The sequence below is a fragment of the Saccharothrix sp. S26 genome, from assembly GCF_021390395.1.
Classification (GTDB): domain Bacteria; phylum Actinomycetota; class Actinomycetes; order Mycobacteriales; family Pseudonocardiaceae; genus Actinosynnema.
On sequence record NZ_JAJUWT010000003.1, the window covers coordinates 380,427 to 395,681 of the forward strand.

Annotated in this window: 13 protein-coding genes and 1 riboswitch; of the genes, 7 read left to right on the forward strand and 6 right to left on the reverse strand. The window is 73.3% G+C overall.

Annotation, left to right across the window (positions count from 1 at the left end; translation table 11 throughout):
- Positions 1–204 precede the first annotated feature (204 nt).
- Both LZG04_RS06695 and LZG04_RS06700 read right to left on the reverse strand, forming a co-directional pair.
- Positions 205–3,084: an AAA family ATPase gene (locus LZG04_RS06695; protein ID WP_233814260.1), complete on the reverse strand. Its 2,880-nt coding sequence runs from the start codon at positions 3,082–3,084 to the stop codon at positions 205–207.
- On the reverse strand, positions 3,081–4,223 hold the full coding sequence (locus tag LZG04_RS06700; protein ID WP_233814262.1) for an exonuclease SbcCD subunit D: 1,143 nt from the start codon (positions 4,221–4,223) through the stop codon (positions 3,081–3,083). Before LZG04_RS06700 ends, LZG04_RS06695 begins: the two co-directional genes overlap by 4 nt.
- A 97-nt stretch (positions 4,224–4,320) precedes the next feature.
- Between LZG04_RS06700 and LZG04_RS06705 the strand changes: the two genes are divergently transcribed.
- Positions 4,321–5,259, forward strand: coding sequence for a DNA recombination protein RmuC (locus tag LZG04_RS06705; RefSeq protein ID WP_233814264.1), 939 nt, complete (start codon positions 4,321–4,323; stop codon positions 5,257–5,259).
- A 39-nt stretch (positions 5,260–5,298) separates the two neighbouring features.
- Complete coding sequence (locus LZG04_RS06710; protein WP_233814266.1) at positions 5,299–6,123, forward strand: DUF6542 domain-containing protein; 825 nt, start codon at positions 5,299–5,301, stop codon at positions 6,121–6,123.
- A 12-nt stretch (positions 6,124–6,135) separates the two neighbouring features.
- Here the strand turns inward: LZG04_RS06710 and LZG04_RS06715 are convergent, their stop codons facing one another.
- Together LZG04_RS06715 and LZG04_RS06720 are read right to left on the reverse strand one after the other, a co-directional pair.
- Entirely contained in the window at positions 6,136–6,636 is a 501-nt protein-coding gene (locus LZG04_RS06715) for a methylated-DNA--[protein]-cysteine S-methyltransferase (protein ID WP_233814269.1), read from the reverse strand.
- Complete coding sequence (locus LZG04_RS06720; protein WP_233814271.1) at positions 6,633–7,901, reverse strand: AlkA N-terminal domain-containing protein; 1,269 nt, start codon at positions 7,899–7,901, stop codon at positions 6,633–6,635. Before LZG04_RS06720 ends, LZG04_RS06715 begins: the two co-directional genes overlap by 4 nt.
- A gap of 80 nt (positions 7,902–7,981) precedes the next feature.
- Between LZG04_RS06720 and ychF the strand changes: the two genes are divergently transcribed.
- Positions 7,982–9,061: a redox-regulated ATPase YchF gene (ychF, locus tag LZG04_RS06725; RefSeq protein WP_233814273.1), complete on the forward strand. Its 1,080-nt coding sequence runs from the start codon at positions 7,982–7,984 to the stop codon at positions 9,059–9,061.
- Between the two features lie 6 nt (positions 9,062–9,067).
- Here ychF and LZG04_RS06730 read toward each other — a convergent pair whose 3' ends face one another.
- Positions 9,068–9,712: a Uma2 family endonuclease gene (locus tag LZG04_RS06730; RefSeq protein ID WP_233814275.1), complete on the reverse strand. Its 645-nt coding sequence runs from the start codon at positions 9,710–9,712 to the stop codon at positions 9,068–9,070.
- 345 nt (positions 9,713–10,057) lie between these two features.
- On the opposite strand from LZG04_RS06730, the gene LZG04_RS06735 reads away from it, so the two are divergent.
- The gene (locus tag LZG04_RS06735) at positions 10,058–11,272 is read left to right on the forward strand and encodes a mannosyltransferase (RefSeq protein WP_233814277.1); all 1,215 of its coding nucleotides are present in this window, start codon (positions 10,058–10,060) and stop codon (positions 11,270–11,272) included.
- Here the strand turns inward: LZG04_RS06735 and LZG04_RS06740 are convergent.
- Complete coding sequence (locus LZG04_RS06740) at positions 11,228–11,521, reverse strand: 4a-hydroxytetrahydrobiopterin dehydratase (RefSeq protein ID WP_233814280.1); 294 nt, start codon at positions 11,519–11,521, stop codon at positions 11,228–11,230. The two genes, LZG04_RS06735 and LZG04_RS06740, sit on opposite strands and share 45 nt — an antisense overlap.
- A 33-nt stretch (positions 11,522–11,554) precedes the next feature.
- Positions 11,555–11,664, forward strand: a riboswitch (TPP riboswitch).
- Between LZG04_RS06740 and LZG04_RS06745 the strand changes: the two genes are divergently transcribed.
- The 3 genes from LZG04_RS06745 (at position 11,655) to LZG04_RS06755 (ending at position 15,249) form a co-directional block, all read left to right on the forward strand.
- Positions 11,655–12,689, forward strand: a complete 1,035-nt coding sequence (locus LZG04_RS06745; protein ID WP_233814282.1) for a thiamine ABC transporter substrate binding subunit — start codon at positions 11,655–11,657, stop codon at positions 12,687–12,689. Its footprint overlaps the riboswitch before it by 10 nt.
- A complete protein-coding gene (locus tag LZG04_RS06750; protein WP_233814285.1) occupies positions 12,665–14,278 on the forward strand; it encodes an iron ABC transporter permease in 1,614 nt (537 codons plus the stop codon). Before LZG04_RS06745 ends, LZG04_RS06750 begins: the two co-directional genes overlap by 25 nt.
- Positions 14,278–15,249, forward strand: a complete 972-nt coding sequence (locus LZG04_RS06755; protein ID WP_233814287.1) for an ABC transporter ATP-binding protein — start codon at positions 14,278–14,280, stop codon at positions 15,247–15,249. The genes LZG04_RS06750 and LZG04_RS06755 overlap by 1 nt, the downstream gene beginning before the upstream one ends.
- Positions 15,250–15,255 lie beyond the last annotated feature (6 nt).

Genomic DNA, 15,255 nt, shown 5'->3' on the forward strand with positions numbered 1-15,255 from the left:
ACAAGAAGGAATCTAGCACCCACCCGGGTGTTCCCAATGGTTGAAAAAGTGTTGCGCCACTCCGGTCCGTGATCTCCGCAGAAATTGTGCTTCACTCGCCCGGGTGGTTACGTGACGTCAATTCTTCAGTGCACGTAATACGGCCGGGCGACCCTCGGTCGTGTCCGGTCGGTGAACGCGTGCCAGGGACCCGCTCGCGGCGGACTAGGCCGTCAGCTCCAGCGACGAGCCCTCGCGGGCCTTGCGGACGCGCAACCGGGTGGGGATGCGCTGCCGCAGCTCCTCCACGTGCGAGACCAGGCCGACGACCCGGCCGCCCGCGCGCAGCTCGTCCAGGGTGGTCATCACCAGCTCCAGCGTCTCGGCGTCCAGCGTGCCGAAGCCCTCGTCGATGAACAGCGTGTCCAGCACCGCGCCCGCGGCCACCACGTCGGCCAGGCCCAGCGCCAGCGCCAGCGACGCCAGGAACGACTCGCCACCCGACAGCGTCTTCGCCGGCCGCTGCTGCCCCGAGTAGTCGTCCATCACGTCCAGGCCCAGCCCGCCCCTGGTGCCGCGCGGACCGGCCTCGATCGAGTGCACGAACCGGTAGCGGCCCTGGCTCATCCGCTCCAGCCGGGCGCTCGCGGCCACCGCGACCTCCTCCAGCCGCGCGGCCAGCACGTACGTGCGCAGGGTCATGCTCTTGGCGTTCTGCCCCTGGCCGTTGATCACGTCGGTCAACGCGTCCAGCTCGGCGAACTCGGCCTCCACCGGCTCCAGCCGCAGCCACGCGTCCCGCAGCCGTTCGGCCAGGTCGGCGGCGCGGGCGGCGCGCGTGCGGGCGTCGGTCAACGCCGTGGCGGCCTCGGTCGCGCGGTCGCTCTCCACCCGGAACCGCTCCTCCGCGCCCGCCACGTCGACCTCGGCGTCCGGGTCGGTGTCGGGCAGCTCGGCCAGCGTGCTCTCGGCCGCGGTCCTGGTCTTCTCGACCTCGCGGATCCGGGTCTCCAGCTCGGCCACGGCCGCGGCCGGGCGGGCCGCGGCCAGGGCGTCGGCCACGTCGGCGAACCCGGCCAGCGACGCCAGCCGCGACACCTCCAGCCGCTGGTCGGCCAGGCGTTCACCGTGCTCGGCCACGGCGGCGCGGCGCGCGGCCAGCTCGGCCAGCGCGTCGGCCAGGTCCGACAGGTGCCCCCGGCGCGCCACCACGTCCGGGAAGTCGCCGCGCGCCTCCTCCAGCCGCGCGCCCCGCTCCCGCACCGCGTCGGCCAACTGCGCCCGCTGCGCGCCCGCCTCGGCCAGTTGCCGTTCCAGCACGCCACGCTGGTCGAGCGCGCGTTGCACCTTGGCTTCCAGTTCCGCCAGCGCCGCCTGCCCGCTCTCCAACCGCTCGGCCGCCGCGGCCACCGCCCGGTGCTCGCGGTCCAGCTCGGCCGGCGGCCGGTCACCCAACTGCTCGCGCAGCAACGCCACCCGCTCCTCGAGCCGGTGCGCCTCCTGCTCGGCCCGTTGACGCACGTCGAGCGCGCGCTGGTCCTCCTCGGCCGCGCGGTCCTCGTCCACGGCCGTCACCGCGTTCAGCATCGGCTGCGCGGGCGACGGGTGCTCGACCGAACCGCACACCGGGCACCCCTGGCCCGCGCGCAGCCGCCCGGCCAGCTCGACCGCCATCCCGTCCAGCCGTTCCCGACGCAGCCGCAGCAGCTTCTCGCGGGCCTTCTGCTGCGCGTCCACGGCGACCCGGCGCGCGTCGTCGGCCTCCCGGAACGCCCGCTCGACGCGCGGCAGCTCGGCCGCCGCCGCGGCCAGCCCGGCGACCTGCGCGAGCCGCGCCGCGGCCTCGACCGACTCCTCGACCGCGGCCTTCGCGGCGGCCAGCCGGGGCGGCACCTCGTCCAACTGCGTGACCAGCGTGGCCAACTGCCGGGACGTGGCCGCGACGTCACGGTCCAGCTGCGTGATCCGCCGCTGGTCGGCGAGCTGCCGCTCGGCGTCGGCGGCCAGGCTCGTGAGGCCGCCCGCCTCCTCGCGCAGCCGTTCGGCGTCACCGCGCAGGTCCGTGCCCCGGTAGCCGAAGGCGGACACGGCGGCCGCCGCCGCCTGCTCCTGCGCCACGGCCGCGTCCAGCTCGCGTGCCAGCTTCACCGCCCGTTCCTGCGCGGGCACCACCACCGCCGCCTGCCGGGCCGCGTCCCGCTCGGCGACCCACGCCCGCAGGCTCGGCTCCACCTCGGCGTACCGGTCGAGGTGGCGGCGCGCCTCCCGCACCCGGCGCACCCGCTCGTGCCGGGCCCGCGCCTCCTGCCAGTCCCGCTCGGCCGCGGCCCGCCGGGCGGACGCCCGCGCCGCCGCCTGGTCGGCCTCGCGCTCGACCTCGTCCAGCCGCTTGAGCAGGGAGCTGAGCCACTCCTGGTCGCCGCCGTCCTCCGGCGGGTCCTCCAGCGCCACCTCGGCGACCCGCTGCACCAGGTCGCGGTGCGCCTGGCCGAGCCGCGCCACCTCGCGCCTGCGCTCCTGGCGGCGTTCCCGGAACCACTTCTCCACGTCCAGGAACCGCTCCGTGCCGAACAGCTTCTCCAGCAGCTTCTCCCGCTCGGCGGTCTCCGCGCGCAGGAACCGGGCGAACTCGCCCTGCGGCAGCAGCACCACCTGGAAGAACTGCTCGGCGGTCATCCCGAGCAGCCCTTCGACCTCGCGGGCCACGTCGTCGATGCGGCTGTGCCCCTCGCCGGCCCACCCGCTGACCCACGTCAACGACACCTGCGCCTGTTGCCGGGTCGCGCCGTCGCCGCGCTTCTTGGGCCGCTCGTACTCGGGGCTGCGCTTGATCCGGAACCGCCGGCCGCGCACGGTCAGCTCCAGCTCCACGTAGGTCGGGGTGTCGCGGTCGGCGTAGTCGCAGCGCAGCCGCTTCACGTCACCGCGCGCACCCGGCACCTTGCCGAACAACGCGAACGCCACCGCGTCCAGCAACGTCGTCTTGCCCGCGCCCGTGTCGCCGTGCAGCAGGAACAGGCCGTCCGCGCCGAGCAGGTCGAAGTCGACCTCCTCGCGGCCCGCGTACGGGCCGAACCCGCTGACCGCCAACCGGTGCAGCTTCACGAGTCCCCTTCCCTGGCCGCGGCCGCGAACGCCTCGCGCAGCAGGGCCAGCTCCCGCGGGTTCGGCCGGTCGTTGCGCACGTCCTCGATGAAGCAGCAGGCGATCTCCTCGTCGCTGCGGCCGCGCACCCGTTCGGCGAACCGCAGCTCACCGGTCCGCCCGCCCGCCGGCCGCCACTCCACGTGCACCGCGTGCGGGAACCGCTTCTGCAAGCGCCGCAACGCGTCCAGCGGGCGCACCCGGTCGGTCAGCGTGACGGACAGGAAGTGGTCCTCGACCGGCTCGTGGTCGGGGTCCAGCAGCAGGTCGTCCAACGCGCCGGTCACCGTCGACAGCGCGCGCGGCACCGGCAGCGACCGCCGTTCCACCCCGGTCAGGCCGTCCGGGCCCAGTTCGACCAGCCACACCGACTTGTGGTGCCGCGCCTCGGAGAACGAGTACGCCACCGGGCTGCCCGAGTACCGCAGGTGCCCGGCCAACGTCTGCTGGCCGTGCAGGTGGCCCAGCGCCACGTAGTCGACCCCGGCGAACACCGCGCCCGACACGTCCTGCACCCCGCCCACCGCGATGGTGCGCTCCGACTCGCACGGCTCGCCGCCGGTCACGAACGCGTGCGCCAGCACCACCGACCGGGTGCCCGGCCGGTCGGCCAGGTCCAGCTTGACCCGCCGCATCGCCTCGGTCAGCACGCCGCCGTGGCCCTTGGCCTCCACGCCCAGCGCGTGCCGCGCCGTCTCCGGCTCCAGGAACGGGATCCCGTACACCGCCACGGGTCCGTGCGCGTCGGCGAACAGCACCGGCTCGTGCAGCTCGGCCACCCGCGTGCGCAGGTGCAGGCCGCCCGCCTCGGCGAACGCGCCCAGGAAGCCCAACCGGGCCGCCGAGTCGTGGTTGCCGGGCGTGATCACGATCTGCGCGCCCGCCGCCCGGATCCGCTTGAGCACCCGCGAGCACACCGCGACGGCCTCCGCGTTCGGCACGGCCCGGTCGAACAGGTCACCCGCCACGACGACCACGTCCACCCGCTCGTCCGACACCGTGTCGGCGAGGCCGCCGAGCACCGCTTCCTGCTCTTGCAGCAGGTCGCGGCCGTGGAAGGTGCGCCCCACGTGCCAGTCGGACGTGTGCAGGATCAACACGTCGGCCACGCTAGGGCCGGCGCGCGCTCCGATCGTTCAAGCGACTCGGCGTGTCGCTCGAACGTGTGGTCGGACACGTGTGCGCGATGATCGGGTCATGACAGCGGTCCTCAGCACGGCGGCGGTGGTCGTGGCGCTCCTGCTCGCGGGCGCGCTGGTGTTCCTGTGGCGGCTCTACCAGGACAGCGTGCGGCGTGCCGACGCCGCGCTGGCCGCGGTGCGGGCCGAACGGGAACGCGGCGACGCGCAGTGGGCGGCGTTGCAGCGCTACGAGGTGGCGTTCTCCTCGGTCAGCGGTCGCGGCGAGCTCGGCGAGAAGGTGTTGGTGGAGACGGCGCGGGCGCTGGGCCTGCGCGAGGGCATCCACTTCGACCTCCAGGTGGACGTGGCGGGCGGCGGTTCGGTGCGGCCCGACCTGGTGCTCAACGTCGGCGGCGGTCGGCGGGTACCGGTCGACGCGAAGATGAGCATGGCGACGTGGGCGGAGGCGGTGGAGACCGACGACGCGGCCGAGCGCGTGGACGCGCTGCGGGTGCACGTGCGCAACATCCGGGCGCGGGCCGCGGAGCTGGCGGGCAAGGGCTACCAGCGGTGGGCCGACGCCATCTACGGGACGATCATGTTCGTGCCGAACGACGGCGCGGTCGTCGCGGCCCTGGACACCGACCCGGAGCTGCTGCGGTGGCTGCTGGACCGGCGGGTGTTCCTGTGCGGGCCGACCGGGTTCGCGGTGATCGCGTCGGCGGCGATGTTCGCGGTGACCGACCGCGCGCTGGCCGACGACGTGGAGCAGGTCAGGGCGGCCGCGTCGCGCGCGCACCGGGCCGCGGACTCGGCGATCGACGCGGTGAACCTGTCGAGCACGCACCTGCAGCGGTTCCTGTCGGCGCGGCGGCGGGAGCTGGACGCGTTGGAGGGTTTCCGGGCGGCGGTGGAGCCGTTGAGCAACGCGTCGTCCGACGTCACGCCCCTGCCGCTGGTCCGGCGGACGGACGAGGCCGGCCTCGGTGCACCCTTGGACGCCCGGGAGGCGTAATAGAGTGTGTCCGAACTGGGCCGAACTAGGAGCGTGTGCGTGACCGCTGCAACGCGTGACGACTCGCGCAGCGAGCCGGAGGACGACGAGTACGACGCCGTCCGCTGGAACGACCGCGCCATGTTCGGCAGCTTCCGGGGTCTGCCCTGGTGGGCGGCGGTGCTCATCGCGTTCGTGGTGGCCATCGTCGGCACGTTCGTCGACGTCAGCTCGGCCGCGCAGACCGTGGGCTGGGTGTTCGCCATCACGTTCTTCGTCGGGTGCGTGGGCGCGGTGGTGTTCGTCGAGCGGCGCTCGATGTTCGGCCCGATCGTCCAGCCGCCGCTGGTGCTGGCGATCGTGGTGCCGATCCTGGTCGTGATGACGCAGGGCATGCCCAGCGGCGGTGGCCTGGCCTCGGTCGGGCTCACGCTGGGCAAGCCGCTGATCGACGGCTTCCCCGCGATGGCGATCACGACGGCGTGCACGGTGATCATCGGCATCGTCCGCGTGACGACGCAGAAGGACCCGAACCGGCTGACCAGGGAAGAGGTCCGCGAGGCCAAGCGGAAGCCGGACAAGCCCCGCCGCACCGACGCCACCGACCGCCCGGACCGCGCCGACCGCCCGGACCGCGCCGACCGCGCCGACAAGCCGCAGCCGGACGACCGCCCGAAGAAGCGCCCCCGCGCCGACCGGTCCGACCGGTCCGACCGCGCAGACGCCTCCTCCGACCGCCGCCGCCCGGACCGCCCGGCCGACGAGGACCGACCCAAGCGCCCTCGCCCACCGTCGACCTCCTCGGACCGCCCCCGCCGCCCCGCCTCACCTCGCGAGGGCGGCCGCCCCCCGCGCCGCCCCCGCCCGCCGCGCGACGAGGACTGACCGCCGGGCCGCTCAAGCGGCCTCGTGGGCCAGCAGCCACCGCTTGACGTCCGCGCCCCAGCGGAAGTTGCCCGGCGCGCCGCCCGTGCGGATCACCCGGTGGCACGGCACGAACAAGGTGGCCGCGTTGCGCGCGCACGCGGTCGCCGCGGCGCGCACGGCCGACGGCCGACCGGCCAGCAGGGCGTAGTCGGCGTAGCTGACCGGCTTGCCCGCCGGCACGGTGCGCAGCGCCTCCCACGCCCGCACCATGAACTCGCCGCCGTGCTGCCGGACCGGGACGTCGGCGATCGCGTCCAGGTCACCGGCGTGGTAAGCCCGCACGGCCCTGGTCACCGCGCCCAGGTCACGGCGGTGCGCGAGGGCTGTCGGCCGCAGTGACGGCGACACCTGGGGCAGCAGGTCGTCCACGTCCGCGGTCCACCCGCTGGCCAGGACGGCGCCGTCCATGGCGACGACGGCGGTGAAAGGGCTGATCGGGGTGTCGACGGTCGACACGTGGCCGGTGCTCACGCGGTCCTCCTCAAGTGCATCGCGGCGTACGAGCGCCACGGGCGCCACGCGATGTTGTCGCTGGTCAAAGGGATGTCAGGGGCGCCGAGCACGCGCATCACGACGTACGAGGCGACCTGCGGGCCGACGCCGGGGAACGCCGACAGCTCGGCGTGCAGCTCATCGGCGTCACGGCCGACGTCGACCCGCAACGTGCCGTCGGCCAGGGCGCGCGCCACCGGCGAGTCGATCGCCGACGGCGTGGGGTACAGGTGCGTCACCGGCCCGTCCGGGTGCTCCAACGGCTCGCCGCGCACCTCGTGGCCCAACGCCCGGAGCAGGGTCTCCGCCCCGTCGACGCTGCCCGGCAGCCGCACACCCGGCCGGGCCAGGACCGACGGGCGCAACGCCGGGTCGGCGGACAGGAACTCGTCCACGGCCACCGGGTCGGCGTCGAGGTCCAGCAGCCGCCGCACCCGGCTCACCGCGCTGCCCAGGTCGCGCAGGTCGGTCAACCGCAGCGAGCACGACACGTGCCCGTCCGCCGGCTCCAGCCGCACGGTCGCCTGCCCGTGCGGCAGCCGCAGCGACCGCGCGTAGCAGCGCTCCGTCACGTGCTCCACGCCCGGGATGGCGTGCGCCCGGAAGTGCGCCAGCAGGCCCTCGGCGTCGAACGGCGGCCGGTACGGCAGGCGCAGCGTGATGCGGCCCGCCGTGCCCGTCACGGCACGGGTGGAGCGCATCGCCGACGGCGTGCTCGCGAACACCGCCCGGATCGTGTCGTTGAACTGGCGCACGCTGGCGAAACCGGCCGCGAACGCGATGTCGGTGAACGACAGGTCGGTCGTCTCGATCAGCAGCCTCGCCGAGTGCGCGCGGTGCGCGCGGGCCAGCGCCAACGGCCCCGCGCCCAGCTCGGCGGTCAGCACGCGGGTCAGGTGCCGCTCGGAGTAGCCCAGGCGGGACGCGAGGCCCGGCACGCCCTCGCGCTCCACCACGCCGTCGGAGATCAGGCGCATGGCCCGGGCGGCGAGGTCGGCCCGCAGGTTCCACTCCGGAGAGCCGGGCACCGCGTCGGGCAGGCACCGCCGGCACGCCCGGTAGCCGGCGGACTGGGCGGCCGCGGCGGTCGGGTAGAACTCGGCGTTGCGGCGCTTCGGCGTCACCGCGGGGCAGGACGGCCGGCAGTAGATGCGGGTCGTGCGCACCGCGAGGATGAAGCACCCGTCGAAGCGGGCGTCGCGGGCGGCGACGGCCCGGTAGGCGCGTTCGTCGTCGAGGAGCATGCACCCCACTCTGCCAGCGGCGGGACGTGGGGTCTCGCGGGAATCGGACACGACGTTGGGGGCGCGTAGACTCACCCACCGTGAGTTTGACCCTCGGTATCGTCGGCCTGCCCAACGTCGGCAAGTCCACCCTGTTCAACGCCCTCACGCGCAACGACGTGCTGGCGGCGAACTACCCGTTCGCGACCATCGAGCCGAACGTCGGCGTGGTGCCGCTGCCGGACGCCCGCCTCGGCAAGCTGGCGGAGATTTTCGGCTCCGAGCGCGAGGTGCCGGCGGTGGTGTCGTTCGTCGACATCGCGGGCATCGTGAAGGGCGCGTCCGAAGGCGCGGGGCTGGGCAACAAGTTCCTCGCCAACATTCGCGAGGCCAACGCGATCTGCCAGGTCATCCGCGTGTTCGACGACTCCGACGTGGTGCACGTCGACGGCCGCGTCGACCCGGGCGCGGACATCGAGACTATCAACACCGAGCTGATCCTGGCCGACCTCCAGACGTTGGAGAAGGCGATCCCGAGGCTGGAGAAGGAAGCCCGGACGCAGAAGGACCGCCGTCCCGCGCTGGAGGCGGCGCAGAAGGCGCGTGACGTCCTCGACGGCGGCCGCACCCTGTTCGCCGCGCGGTCCGAAGTGGACGGTGCGCTGCTGCGCGAGCTGAGCCTGCTCACCGCCAAGCCGTTCCTGTACGTGTTCAACGCCGACGAGGGCGTGCTCACCGACGAGGCGAAGCTCAAGGAGCTGCGCGACATGGTGGCGCCCGCGGACGCGGTGTTCCTCGACGCCAAGGTCGAGGCCGAGCTGCTGGAGCTGGACGAGGAGTCCGCCCGCGAGCTGCTGGAGTCGATCGGCCAGCACGAGCCGGGCCTGCACGCGCTGGCCCGGGCCGGCTTCCACACCCTCGGCCTGCAGACCTACCTGACCGCGGGCCCGAAGGAGTCGCGGGCGTGGACCATCCCGCAGGGCGCCACCGCGCCGCAGGCGGCGGGCGTCATCCACACGGACTTCGAGCGCGGCTTCATCAAGGCCGAGGTGGTCTCGTTCGCGGACCTGGTGGAAGCGGGCTCCATGGCCGCCGCGAAGGCCGCCGGCAAGGTCCGCATGGAGGGCAAGGACTACGTGATGGCCGACGGCGACGTGGTGGAGTTCCGCTTCAACGTCTGACCGGCGTCACGGCACGAGCTTGGCCAGGTCGACGTCGATCTCGAACGGCACGGTGACGTGCAGAGAGTCGCGGAAGACGCCGGTGGCGACGTAGGCCTTGGTCGGCTCGTCCAGCTCGTAGACGTGCACGACCGGGCCCACGGCCTCGTCCTCGACCAGCCAGTGGTGCCGGATGCCGGCCGCCGCGTACTTGCGCAGCTTCACCGTGCGGTCGCGGAAGGCGGATTCGGGGGACACGACCTCGACGGCGAGCAGCACGTCGCTCGCCTCGAACCAGGTCCGGTCCGGGTCGAAAGATGTGGAGGACACGATCACGTCGGCTTCCGGGCGGTTGCGTGCGTCGAGTCGCACGGTCATCTCACGGGAGACTTCGAAGTTGGCTGGTGCCTGGGTTCGAAGGGCAGAGGTGAGCCCATCGATCAGCCGCATGTGCCAGGACCGCTGTGGGGCCATCATGAAAACGAGCGCTCCGTCGATCAGTTCGGTGTGCCGGGGCGCCTCGGGCAGTCGGTCCAGATCCTCTGCGAACCAGCCTTCCTCGCGCGGCGGGCGCATCCAGTCGGGCAAGTCGGCCATGTCCTCACCGTAATGCGGTTCGGTCAGTTGAGCGGTTATCACGGGTGATCGACTCCTTGGCGTGGCGTCGATCAAGAACGCTAGGTGAGAGCGGATGCCCGCGGTAGTCGCGCGATGGGCTGGTCCGCGGGTGGTCGTTGACCGTTGGTCCCCGAACAGAGTTCGGGGCGGTGCGTTGGACGCACCGCCCCGAGGTACTGTGCCGGTGGCGTCAGCGCACCTGGTTGCGGCTGTGGCGGGCCAGGGCGAAGACGCCCCCCGCGGTGGCCAGCATGCCCAGTGCGGAGACGGTGAACACGACGATGTCGGTGGTCATGCGATTTTTCCCCTTGCGTTGATCTCCCACTCGTCTAGACGTACGGGTACCCGGTTTCGTGGCCCGACAGTCGTGTAATTCACACGATCGTGGAGGTAAGGGCAGTGGGACTGCGCACACTCGAGGGGCGGCTGCTCGCGGTCGCGCCGTGGATCCTGGGCGCGTCCCTGCTCGGGCACCTGGCGATGGTCGCGTTCCAGACGAAGATGACCATGGTCGACCTGATGGTCTACCGCAACGCCTCCCCGGAGCTGTTCACCGGTTTCCTCTACGACTGGCGGCTCAAGGAGTTCTCCGACCAGTTCGCGCTGCCGTTCACCTACCCGCCGTTCTCCGCGCTGGTCTTCGTGCCGCTGTCGTGGGTGCCGTGGGGCGTGGCCCGCTGGGTCTGGCAGCTCGCCTGCCTGGCCTGCCTGTGGTTCGTCACCCGCAAGTCGCTCCAGCTCGTCGGCAGCAACGACCCGCGCCGCGCGATGCTGTGGACCGGCCTGTTCGTCTGGGTCGAGCCGGTCCGCACCACCTTGAACTACGGGCAGGTCAACCTGGTCCTGGCCGCCCTCCTGCTCGGCACGATGGTCAGCGCGCGCAGCTGGAAGCAGGGCGCGGGCGTCGGGATCGCGGCCGGGTTGAAGCTCACGCCCGCCATCTCCGGCCTGTACTTCCTGCTCGTCCGCCGCTACCGGGCCGCCGCGTGGTCGATCGCCGCGTTCTTCGGCACGGTCGCGGTGGCGTACGCGATCTCGCCCCGCCTGTCGGACGAGTACTGGTTCCACCTGCTGGGCGACGCGTCCCGGGTCGGCCCGGTCGGCTCGGCGATCAACCAGTCGCTGCGCGGCGCGCTGTCCCGCACGGTCGGCTACGACATCGGCACGGGCCCGATCTTCCTGGCCGCCGTCGCGGTCGCCGCCGTGCTGGCCGGTTTCGCGCTGCACGCGTGCGTCAAGGCCAAGGACACGTTGGCGATGATCGTGTCCGTGCAGTTCCTCGGCCTGCTGGTCTCGCCGATCTCGTGGAGCCACCACTGGGTGTGGGCGGTGCCCGCGCTGATGTGGCTGCTCTACGCGGCGAAGCACCGGCTGGCGGCGATCACGGCCGGCGCGTGGCTGCTGGCGATCGGCAGCTACCTGATCTCGTTCCTGCTCAAGGCGCAGCCGTCGATCTGGGTGATCCCGCGCCCCTGGTACTACTCGGCGCTGGGCTGGGTGTACCCGGCGGTGGGCGTGCTCACGCTGGTCACGATCGCCGTCGTGCTGCGGGCGCGGGTGTCGCCGCCGTCACGCGAACACGTCGAGCACCCCGTCGATCTCCTCCGCGAGTGACACGTCCAGCGCGGTGATCCCGCCGCTGGAGTGCGTGCTGCACCGGAACGTCAGCGTGCGCCAGCGGATGTCGATGTCGGGGTGGTGGTTGTCGTTCTCGGCGATCTCCGCCACCCGGTTCACCACCTGGAGCGCCTGGGCGAAGCTCTCCAGCTCCACCGTGCGCACCAGCGCGGCGTCCTGCGCCCGCCACGAGGGCAGCGAGGTCAAGGCGGCGGTCACCTGGTCGTCGGTCAGCAGCTCGGCCATGACCCCGATCGTGCCACCGCGCGCGGTAAGCTGCGCGTTCGCCACGGGAGTCCGGTGCGCCGGGCTGAGAGGAAGGCGCGTGAGCCTTCGACCGTACAACCTGATCCGGGTCATGCCGGTGTAGGGAGAGATGATGCTCCGTCGAGTGCTGCCCGTCGTGAGCGCGTTCGCGCTGCTCACCGCTTGTTCGGTCACCACCTCCGACGCGCCGCCGCCGGGGGAGCGGGTCGTCACGCTGGTGACGCACGACTCGTTCGCGATCAGCCCCGAGCTGCTGGAGAAGTTCAAGGCCGACACCGGCATCACGATCAAGCCTCTGGCCTCGGGCAGCGCGGGCGAGCTGACGAACAAGCTGGTGCTGACCAAGGACGCCCCGATCGGCGACGCCGTGTTCGGCGTCGACTCCACGTTCGCCTCGCGCGCGCTGAAGGAGGGCGTGCTCGCCGAGTACGCGAGCCCCGAGGCGCAGCAGGGCGCGCAGCGCTACCAGCTCGACCCGCCGAACCGGCTGCACGCCGTGGACGTCGGTGACGTGTGCCTCAACATCGACGTCGCGGCCTTCAAGGACGTCGGCGAGCCCAAGCGGTACGCCGACCTGACCGACCCCAAGTACCGAGACATGCTCGTGGTCGAGGATCCGGCCACGTCCTCGCCGGGCCTGGCGTTCCTGCTCGGCACGATCGCCGAGTTCGGCGAGCAGGGCTGGCAGGACTACTGGGGCCGGCTCAAGGCCAACGGCGTGAAGGTCGTCAGCGGCTGGGAGGAGGCCTACACGCAGGACTTCTCCGGCTCCAGCGGCAAGGGGCCGCGGCCGGTCGTGGTGTCCTACGCGTCGTCGCCGTCGGCGGAGATCGGTGACGACGGCACGCCGCGCACCAAGGCGCTGCCGGACACGTGCTACCGCCAGGTCGAGTACGCGGGCGTGCTGAACGGCGCGAAGAACCCCGAGGACGCGAAGAAGGTCGTGGACTTCCTGCTCGGCGAGCAGGTGCAGGCCGACGTGCCCGGCCAGATGTACGTCTACCCGTCCCGCGAGGGCGTCGCGCTGCCCGAGGCGTGGACGAAGGCCGCACCCCAGCCCGCCACCGCCCGGTCGCTGCCCGCCGCCGAGGTCGACGCGAACCGCGAGCGCTGGGTGCAGCAGTGGCGCACGTCGGTGCAGGGCTGAAGCCGACCCTGAGCCCACGCCTGGCCTGGTCGCTGGCCGCGTTGCTGCCGCTGGCGTTCCTCGGCGTGTTCTTCGCGTGGCCGGTGCTGGCGATCGTCGGGCTCGGCCTCGGCGAGGGCGGTGTGCTGCCGGTGCTGGCCCGCGCCGACACGTGGGACCTGGTCGGGTTCACCCTCGGCCAGGCCGCCGCGGCCACGGTGTTGGCGCTGGTCACGGGCATGCCGGTGGCGTTCCTGCTGGCCCGCTGCCGGGTCCGCGGCACGGGGCTGGTGCGGGCGGCGGTGATGGTGCCGTTCGTGCTGCCGACCGTGGTGGTGGGGTTGGCGTTCCGGGCGTTGTGGCCCGACGGCGGCGTGCTGCCGATCGTGCTGGCGAACGCGTTCTTCAACGTCGCCGTGGTCGCCCGCACGGTCGGCGGCCTGTGGGCGCGCGTCGACCGGCGGGCCGAGGACGCGGCACGGGCGCTGGGCGCGTCCCGCGTGCGCGCGTTCACCTCGGTCGTGCTGCCGTCGCTGGCGCCCGCGATCGGGTCGGCCGCGTCGGTGGTGTTCCTGTTCTGCGCCACCAGCTTCGGCGTGGTGCTGGTGCTCGGCGGCGCGCGTCACCGCACCGTGGAAACCGAGATCTACCTGCGCACGGTGCAGCTGTTCGACCTGTCGGGCGCGGCCGCGTTGTCGTTGCTGCAGTTCGTCGCGGTGATCGCGGTGCTGGTGCTCGGCGGTCTGGCGCGGCGGCGGCGCGAGCGGTCCCTGCCGCTGCGCGTCGAGCCGCCCCGCCGGCCCGCGGGCGGCGAGTGGGGCGTGGTCGTGGCGGCGTGGCTGGTGGTGGCGGCGCTGCTCACGCCGGTCGTGGGGCTGGTCGCGCGGTCGCTGGCCACCGACGACGGCTGGAGCTTCGCGGGCTACGCGGCGCTGGCCGGCACGGGGGAGCGCGGCACGCTGGCGGTGTCCGGGCTGGACGCGGCGCTGAACTCGGTGCGCGCGGCCACCGACGCGACCCTGGTGGCGTTGCTGGTCGGCGTCACGTCGGCGGTGGTCCTGGTGGGGCTGCGGCGGCACGGGACGTGGTTCGCGGAGACCCTCGACACGGCGTTGATGCTGCCGCTGGGGGTGTCGGCGGTGACGCTCGGCTTCGGCTACCTGGTCACGATGGACGCCCTGCCCGGTGATTTCCGCACCTCACCGCTGCTGGTGCCGTTGGCGCAGGCGCTGGTCGTGACGCCGTTGATCGTGCGGATCGTGCTGCCGGTGCTGCGCGCGGTGGACGAGCGGTTGCGGCAGGCGGCGGCGACGTTGGGCGCGAGCCCGTGGCGGGTGTGGCGCGAGGTCGACCTGCCGTTGGCGGCACGGTCGCTGGTGGCCGCGGCGGGTTTCGGGTTCGTGGTCGCGTTGGGCGAGTTCGGCGCGACGAGCTTCCTGGCCCGACCGGAAGCGCCGACGTTGCCGGTGGTGATCGCGCGGCTGATGTCGCGGCCGGGTGAGCTGAACAGCCAGATGGCCTACGCGGCGTGCGCGGTGCTGATGGTGGTGACCACGGTGGCCGTGCTGGTGATCGAGCGGCTGCGCGTGCCGAGCGGCGGGGAGTTCTGATGTCGTTGCGGGTCGACGGTCTCGACGTCCGCTACGGCTCCGTGGCGGCGGTGTCCGGTGTGGACCTGACGGTCGCGGACGGTGAGGTGGTGGCGCTGCTCGGGCCGTCCGGGTGCGGCAAGTCGACGCTGCTGCGCGCCGTGGCCGGGCTGGAGCCGCCCACCGCCGGGACCGTGTCGTGGGACGGCGTCGACCTGGCCGGGACGCCGGTGCACCGGCGCGGGTTCGGCCTGGTGTTCCAGGACGGCCAGTTGTTCCCGCACCGGGACGTGGCGGGCAACGTGGCGTTCGGGCTGCGGATGCGCCGGGTGGACCGGGCGGCGCGCGCCGAGCGGGTGGCCGAGCTGCTGGACCTGGTCGGCCTCACCGGGTACGCCGACCGCCGGGTGACCGAGCTGTCGGGCGGCGAGCAGCAGCGGGTGGCCCTGGCCCGTGCGCTGGCGCCTCGGCCGAAACTGCTGTTGCTGGACGAGCCGCTGTCCGCGCTGGACCGGGCGTTGCGGGAACAGTTGGCGCTCGACCTGGCACGGCTGCTGCGCGAGACGGGCACGACGGCCCTCGTCGTCACCCACGACCACGACGAGGCGTTCACGCTGGCCGACCGGGTGGCCGTGATGCGGGCGGGCCGGGTCGTGCAGGTCGGCGAGCCGTCCGCGGTGTGGCAGCACCCGGTCGACGTGGACACCGCGCGCTTCCTGGGCTGCGGCCGCGTCCTGGCCCCCGAAGCGGCGCAGCGCCTGGTCGGCGTCCGGGAACGCGTCGGCCTGCGTGCGACGGCGCTGCGGGTCGACCCGTCCGGGCCGATCCGGGCGGAGGTGGTGACCCGCGTCCACCGCCGCGACCACGTGCGGCTGCTCGTGCGGCTGGACGGCGAGGACTTCGAGGCCGTGGCCGGGGTCGCCGACCCGCCGTCACCCGGCGACCACGTCACCCTGACCGTCGACCACGACGGGGTCGCGGTCATCGGCTGATCGCGT

What these genes read in the sequence shown, in the direction of transcription:
- LZG04_RS06745 (WP_233814282.1), top strand. Translation starts at nt 11,655, where the DNA reads ATGCTCCGTCGAGTGCTGCCCGTCGTGAGCGCGTTCGCGCTGCTCACC.
- LZG04_RS06740 (WP_233814280.1), bottom strand. Translation starts at nt 11,521, where the DNA reads ATGGCCGAGCTGCTGACCGACGACCAGGTGACCGCCGCCTTGACCTCG.
- LZG04_RS06755 (WP_233814287.1), top strand. Translation starts at nt 14,278, where the DNA reads ATGTCGTTGCGGGTCGACGGTCTCGACGTCCGCTACGGCTCCGTGGCG.
- LZG04_RS06705 (WP_233814264.1), top strand. Translation starts at nt 4,321, where the DNA reads ATGACAGCGGTCCTCAGCACGGCGGCGGTGGTCGTGGCGCTCCTGCTC.
- LZG04_RS06720 (WP_233814271.1), bottom strand. Translation starts at nt 7,901, where the DNA reads ATGCTCCTCGACGACGAACGCGCCTACCGGGCCGTCGCCGCCCGCGAC.